This is a genomic window from Niallia nealsonii (genome assembly GCF_002835805.1).
GTDB classification, from domain to species: Bacteria; Bacillota; Bacilli; order Bacillales; family Cytobacillaceae; genus Niallia; species Niallia nealsonii.
Genome location: NZ_PISE01000055.1, coordinates 1 through 5,200, shown reverse-complemented (window position 1 = coordinate 5,200; position 5,200 = coordinate 1). Strand labels below are relative to the sequence as shown.

Here is a 5,200-nt window from a genome sequence, read left to right as displayed (position 1 = left end):
GTTTCACCGCCAAGGGTGTACTGCTTCTGCAAATTTTTTATTTCCACAATTCGTTTTTCTTCCAACATTAGTTGCTTCCTCCTCCTTGCGCTTGTCCGCCTGATGGCATTTGGCCGCCACCATTTCCTGATGGCATTTCGCCACCGCCGCCAGCTGGCATCTGTTGATTTTGTGTGCTGTCGCTGCTTGATTCAAATGTTGGAAGTACAACCGTTGTTCCTTCCTCTAAACCACTTGTGATTTCTGCCACATCTTCATTTTCTAATCCAACTTCTACTGTTTGTTTCGTTGTAGAAACGTTGCTAGAAGCTTCAGAAGCTGTTGTGCTAGATGGAATTAAAACATAATACTTGCCATCTTCTTTTTGCAGGGCTTCAATTGGAACAGTCACTACATCTGTTTTATCACTAGTTGTAATCGTTGCTTCTGCCGTCATACCAACTAATAGACCTTTTGGCTTCGTAATTTTTACCGTTACTTCATACGTCGCTACACTTGATGAGCTGTCCGTGTTTGCTTCTTTTGCGACACTTGTTACTTTTCCTGTGAATTCTTTATCATCTAAAGCACTGACAGCAACCGTCGCCTCTTGTCCTACTTTTACTTTTGCAATATCTAGCTCGTCAACATTTACAACCATTTCTAAACTGTCATAATTAGTAATGCCAAGAACTTCTGTCCCCATTGATACTGTGCCGTCCTCTTCCACATTAAGAGAAGTAATTTCTCCATCAAAAGGAGCTGTGATTGGATCAATATCCCCGTCAAAAGTGACTAATTCATCACCCTTTTCCACTTCATCTCCAACACTCACTAACACTTCATCTACTGTTGCATTTTCTGTGGCAGATACTGCTTCACTGTTGATAGCAGAAATGCTGCCTGTCCCGCTCACATTCACTTCCACATCGCCTACTTCTGAAGTTGCCGTTTGTGTCGTCGTTTGAGCCTTGGCTGTATAATTATCATCTTTTGTAAAATAAAAGTAGCTTCCGATTCCCGTGCCAAGTACTACAACTGTAATTCCGCTAACAATCCATTTTTTAATTTTCCTTTTTGCTTTACTTATATTTTTATTCATGTTCTTCTCATCCTCTTTCTCTTCTATTATTTTCTTTATCTGAACTAGTTTATTTTCGTTGTTGTTTACAAGTAATAGAATATAAAAGAAATGAGTCAGGAATAAGTCAGGAGAAATTTTTATATAAAAAATTCCTTTTTCACATAAAAAAGCCATCTTTTAAGCAGCTATCATTATTGCTTAAAAGATGACTTTATTTATATAATAGCTTTTATTCTTCCAAATAAGCTGATAATACAGAGATTGCAATTAAAGCATTAATAAGATAAAAGCAACAATATTAGAAACAACAACTCCATACAAGCCAAGCTCTATAATGGGGAAAAATGCTGAAATAACAGTATCGTTTTTATAAGAAAGTTAGATTTTTCCAACTCTGTATTCATCGTTAATTATAGCCTCTCTCTCCATATGGCTGATACTCCTTGAGCCATTTTTCCTCTAACTTCTTTAGTTCCTCTTTTTCGTTAAAATAAGGGTCACTTTTCTTTTTTATGATTTCAATTACTTCTATTGTAAAATTCTCCTCGCCAAATGTTTGCCATTCTTGGGATAATTCCCTATTCATATGGCCTCCTTTATTCAACATAAACTTAACTCCATTTAATGTTTTCGTATTGCGGGTGCTTGCAATAAAGATTTTCCCATTCCGTTTATTTTCAATTTTATATACCCCTGCTTCAATTGGTGTTTCTTTATAAAGCTGTTTTAATTCTTTTTTGCGATCCATTGTCCTCATCCTTTTTTTATTTTTTCACCCAATAACTGCTGCCATCTGCTTTGCGATCCAGAAATCCGTACTCAATTAAATATCTCCGAATCCAAACATAGTCTTCATAAATAGTCTTTATTGTTTCATTTATTTCTTTTTCCGTATACACTTTTTCCTTATCTATATGGTTCATTATTTCTCGGAGAACAATTAGCCTTTGTTTTTCCTTTAAAGGAAATTTCAGAAGCTTTGTCCCTAAGAAATATTTGCTAATAGCCTTATTCTGCTCTTCCTCGGTAATGTTATAGCGGTCATCGACCATTTTGGCATGTTTATGAACAGGCATAAAACTAGGTGCATGCGCATCCTTTTCCTTTAAAAGTTCCATAAGTGCCAATAAAGTTTTTGCCTGCCGCTCTTTTTCCTTCAGAACAAAACGATGATGGCGAATCGTGGATGCACTGCCGATTTCCAATTCCTGCTGTACTTCGACATCACTTTTTCCTTGATAGAAAAGATGCAGCAGTTTATTTTGATGATCCGTTAAGCCTGTCATTTTTTTATCTAAAGTAATTAAATAGTCAAAAACAGATACATGCGCGTCACGAATATGAATATTCATATATTTTTCTGCTTCATATAATAGGACTTCATATGGATAAATAATTCCTTTTTCAATTCTTTCTCCACAAAGCAAGCACACATAATCATTCTTCTCTTCTATATAGCCACGTTTCAATTCTTCTACAGACACGGAAAAAAATAAATCCGATAGTTCCATTGAGCAAACACTCCTAAAATAAGTTTAGATATAAATAAACATTTATCTTTTTTGTTTGTTAACATTTTATATATTATGATACTTCATTTAAAAGGTCAACAAAAACACAAACATTTATTATATCCGTTTGTATTTTTATAAACATTTTAAATATTTGTTAGATAAAAAACTACTATCACTTCCATCAGGAAGGTGAAAACATTAATATAGGCGACCTTCCTTTTGAAAATGAACGTTCTTTATGATTACAAAAAAAGAGTGGCAAAAACCACTCTTTTTTTTATATAAGTATTGCTAACTAATATATCGTTTATAACCTCTGTTGGAATAACCAACTCTACTACACCCATATATCCAGGAGTCACTTCGTATTCACCAAAGGAAATGACAAGTTGATGTTTTTTGTTTATATAGAAATTTTGGCTTTTTGAAATTTTATCAAAGCCATTTGGTTCTTCATTATTTTTTAAGAAATAACTAGATTGTTCATCTTTCATTCTATTTGTCATTTCTTTTGCAAACTTTTTATATAATGTTTTGTTTTCTACCAAATATTTTTCATTTAAACTAGTTTGCAGCCCTTTGTTTTCTAAACCCGAAAGCCCTGGTATTTTAATATCTGCGCTATTATTTTTATCTTCTTCTTTCCATTCCTCTACTGTTATTATTTTGACAAATCCTCCTACTACAGGAAGATCTAATAATCTTGCAGCCACCGCTGCGCTAATATTTATAGTTGCCATGCATAACAGCAATGCCGCGGTCAATGAAGCGAAACTTACAGAAGATCTTCTTTTTCTTTTATATTTATCTATCACTTTATTTGTCATGTCATTTAACTCTGGTGGTATTGATATTTCTAGATAATTTTTTTTAAGTTCTTCTAACTTTTTTACCATCCTGTATTCCTCTATTAATCCATTTCAATTCGTAATAGTTTTAATGCTCGATATAACTTTGTTTTTACGGTATTAATGTTCTCGTCTAATACAGCCGCTATTTCATCATAGCGTAATATAATAACTGTCTTATAGATCACAGGCAGTTTTTCCATTGCCTGCTCTAAATCTAATTTTTTATACTGATCTTCCGTTCCAGAAAGCAATAGCTACAAGTGATGATTCTCTGTCGCACTCCATCTTTTCTTCTTTCGCAAAAAGTCTAATGATGTAGTCACAACAATACGATAAAACCAACCTTTAATTGTATAAGCATTTTTTTACTTGATGCTGATTTTTCAAAGCCTTATGGATATAATCCTGTACAATATCTAAAGCATCCTCCTTATTTCGAACATAGGGATAAGCTAATCGATAAAAGCTTTCCTTATTTTCTATAATAAGTGCGGTTATTTCTCCCTCTAGTAATTTCTTCTTAAGCATAAAGAAGCTCCTTTATTTATAAAATCCGCGAAGTTAAGTTTCACATAGGATAGACGCACAGGTTTATGATTTAGTTTTAATAAAAATAACTTTTTCTTAAAAAATCCCAAAAGTTAAAATTGATTTTGAAGTTTTTTATATCGAAATATTAGTTTTTGCTATTTCTCATCTGTTATATAATCTATTTAAGTGGATTCTACTTCTTAGATGCAGTTAACTATCGTAGCGATAACGAAGCTGTTTATTTTTAATTGTTTATACACATAAAAGTCTAAGAAAAATGAAACTCAACTAACTATTAGATTTATATTATGATTTGAGTTTAATAATTCAGAGAAAGATGTTTTATAAAACGAGGACTTGATTTTGAACTGCCAAATGTATATTGGATCTTTCTTGATTACTGCTCTCCATGGAAGAATTATATAAGGTAATTAATAATGAATTGGATGAAAGCCTTTTTTCAGAAGATAAAAGCTGATAGAAGGAAATGTACTCAAAAATTCAGCAAAAACAACTATTATATTGTTTTTGCTGAATTGCAGGCATATTCACAAGGAAAAATGGTAGAGATTGATACTTATGAAGGCTTTATGAAAAGAGATTGCAAACTTATTTTGTTAATAGTTGATAGTTACTATACGACCATCTACTGTAAGGATAAAGATAAACTCGAACCACTTTACAAAAAGTACAAGATTGCAGATTTGAAAATGTTGAATGTATTATCAAGGAAAGCGATACAAAAACAAAGTTATCTGTTTGGTAGGCATACAGAAAATCTTGATAACTTAAAGGCCTCAGATTCCTAAAAATCAACAATATTATGTAACATAATCCAATAATAAAAAAAGTGGTTTAAAGATATTATCTTTAAACCACTTTTAGTTTGCCTGGCGACGTCCTACTCTCACAGGGGGAGAGCCCCCAACTACCATCGGCGCTGAGAAGCTTAACTTCCGTGTTCGGTATGGGAACGGGTGTGACCTTCTCGCTATCGCCACCAGACTATTTATTTGTTTAGAGAGTTGTTCCCTCAAAACTAGATTATGTGTAAGAAGAAAGAATCGAATAATCATGTATTAAAGTTAAGTCCTCGATCTATTAGTATTTGTCAGCTCCACATGTCGCCACGCTTCCACCTCAAACCTATCAACCTGATCATCTTTCAGGGATCTTACTAGCTTACGCTATGGGAAATCTCATCTCGAGGGGGGCTTCATGCTTAGATGCTTTCAGCACTT

General features: G+C 33.4%; 5 protein-coding genes, 2 rRNA genes and 1 pseudogene. 1 reads left to right on the top strand and 7 read right to left on the bottom strand.

Going from position 1 to position 5,200, the window contains the following annotated elements; all coding sequences use genetic code 11:
• Positions 1-67 precede the first annotated feature (67 nt).
• The 5 genes and pseudogenes from CWS01_RS20115 to CWS01_RS20095 all read right to left on the bottom strand — a co-directional run bounded on the left by CWS01_RS20115 (position 68) and on the right by CWS01_RS20095 (position 3,956).
• Positions 68-1,081 (bottom strand): efflux RND transporter periplasmic adaptor subunit, encoded by a 1,014-nt coding sequence (locus tag CWS01_RS20115; RefSeq protein ID WP_157827709.1) that lies wholly within the window; start codon positions 1,079-1,081, stop codon positions 68-70.
• A 388-nt stretch (positions 1,082-1,469) separates the two neighbouring features.
• The gene (locus CWS01_RS20110) at positions 1,470-1,811 is read right to left on the bottom strand and encodes a GIY-YIG nuclease family protein (protein ID WP_101178983.1); all 342 of its coding nucleotides are present in this window, start codon (positions 1,809-1,811) and stop codon (positions 1,470-1,472) included.
• 16 nt (positions 1,812-1,827) lie between these two features.
• A complete protein-coding gene (locus CWS01_RS20105) occupies positions 1,828-2,574 on the bottom strand; it encodes a DUF2087 domain-containing protein (protein WP_101178982.1) in 747 nt (248 codons plus the stop codon).
• Positions 2,575-2,819: 245 nt separating this feature from the next.
• Positions 2,820-3,473, bottom strand: coding sequence for an RsiV family protein (locus tag CWS01_RS20100; RefSeq protein ID WP_101178981.1), 654 nt, complete (start codon positions 3,471-3,473; stop codon positions 2,820-2,822).
• 14 nt (positions 3,474-3,487) lie between these two features.
• Positions 3,488-3,956 (bottom strand): annotated as a pseudogene (locus CWS01_RS20095) (RNA polymerase sigma factor).
• 440 nt (positions 3,957-4,396) lie between these two features.
• Between CWS01_RS20095 and CWS01_RS20090 the strand changes: the two are divergent.
• Positions 4,397-4,768, top strand: coding sequence for a DUF2691 family protein (locus CWS01_RS20090; protein ID WP_235852134.1), 372 nt, complete (start codon positions 4,397-4,399; stop codon positions 4,766-4,768).
• A 79-nt stretch (positions 4,769-4,847) separates the two neighbouring features.
• Here the strand turns inward: CWS01_RS20090 and rrf are convergent.
• Together rrf and CWS01_RS20080 are read right to left on the bottom strand one after the other, a co-directional pair.
• A 5S ribosomal RNA gene (gene rrf, locus CWS01_RS20085) occupies positions 4,848-4,964 on the bottom strand.
• Between the two features lie 76 nt (positions 4,965-5,040).
• Positions 5,041-5,200 (bottom strand): 23S ribosomal RNA (locus CWS01_RS20080); the annotation flags it as partial.

Coding starts and splice junctions, on each gene's coding strand:
- CWS01_RS20115 (WP_157827709.1), bottom strand. CDS start 1,081: ATGAATAAAAATATAAGTAAAGCAAAAAGGAAAATTAAAAAATGGATT.
- CWS01_RS20110 (WP_101178983.1), bottom strand. CDS start 1,811: ATGGATCGCAAAAAAGAATTAAAACAGCTTTATAAAGAAACACCAATT.
- CWS01_RS20105 (WP_101178982.1), bottom strand. CDS start 2,574: ATGGAACTATCGGATTTATTTTTTTCCGTGTCTGTAGAAGAATTGAAA.
- CWS01_RS20100 (WP_101178981.1), bottom strand. CDS start 3,473: ATGGTAAAAAAGTTAGAAGAACTTAAAAAAAATTATCTAGAAATATCA.
- CWS01_RS20090 (WP_235852134.1), top strand. CDS start 4,397: ATGAATTGGATGAAAGCCTTTTTTCAGAAGATAAAAGCTGATAGAAGG.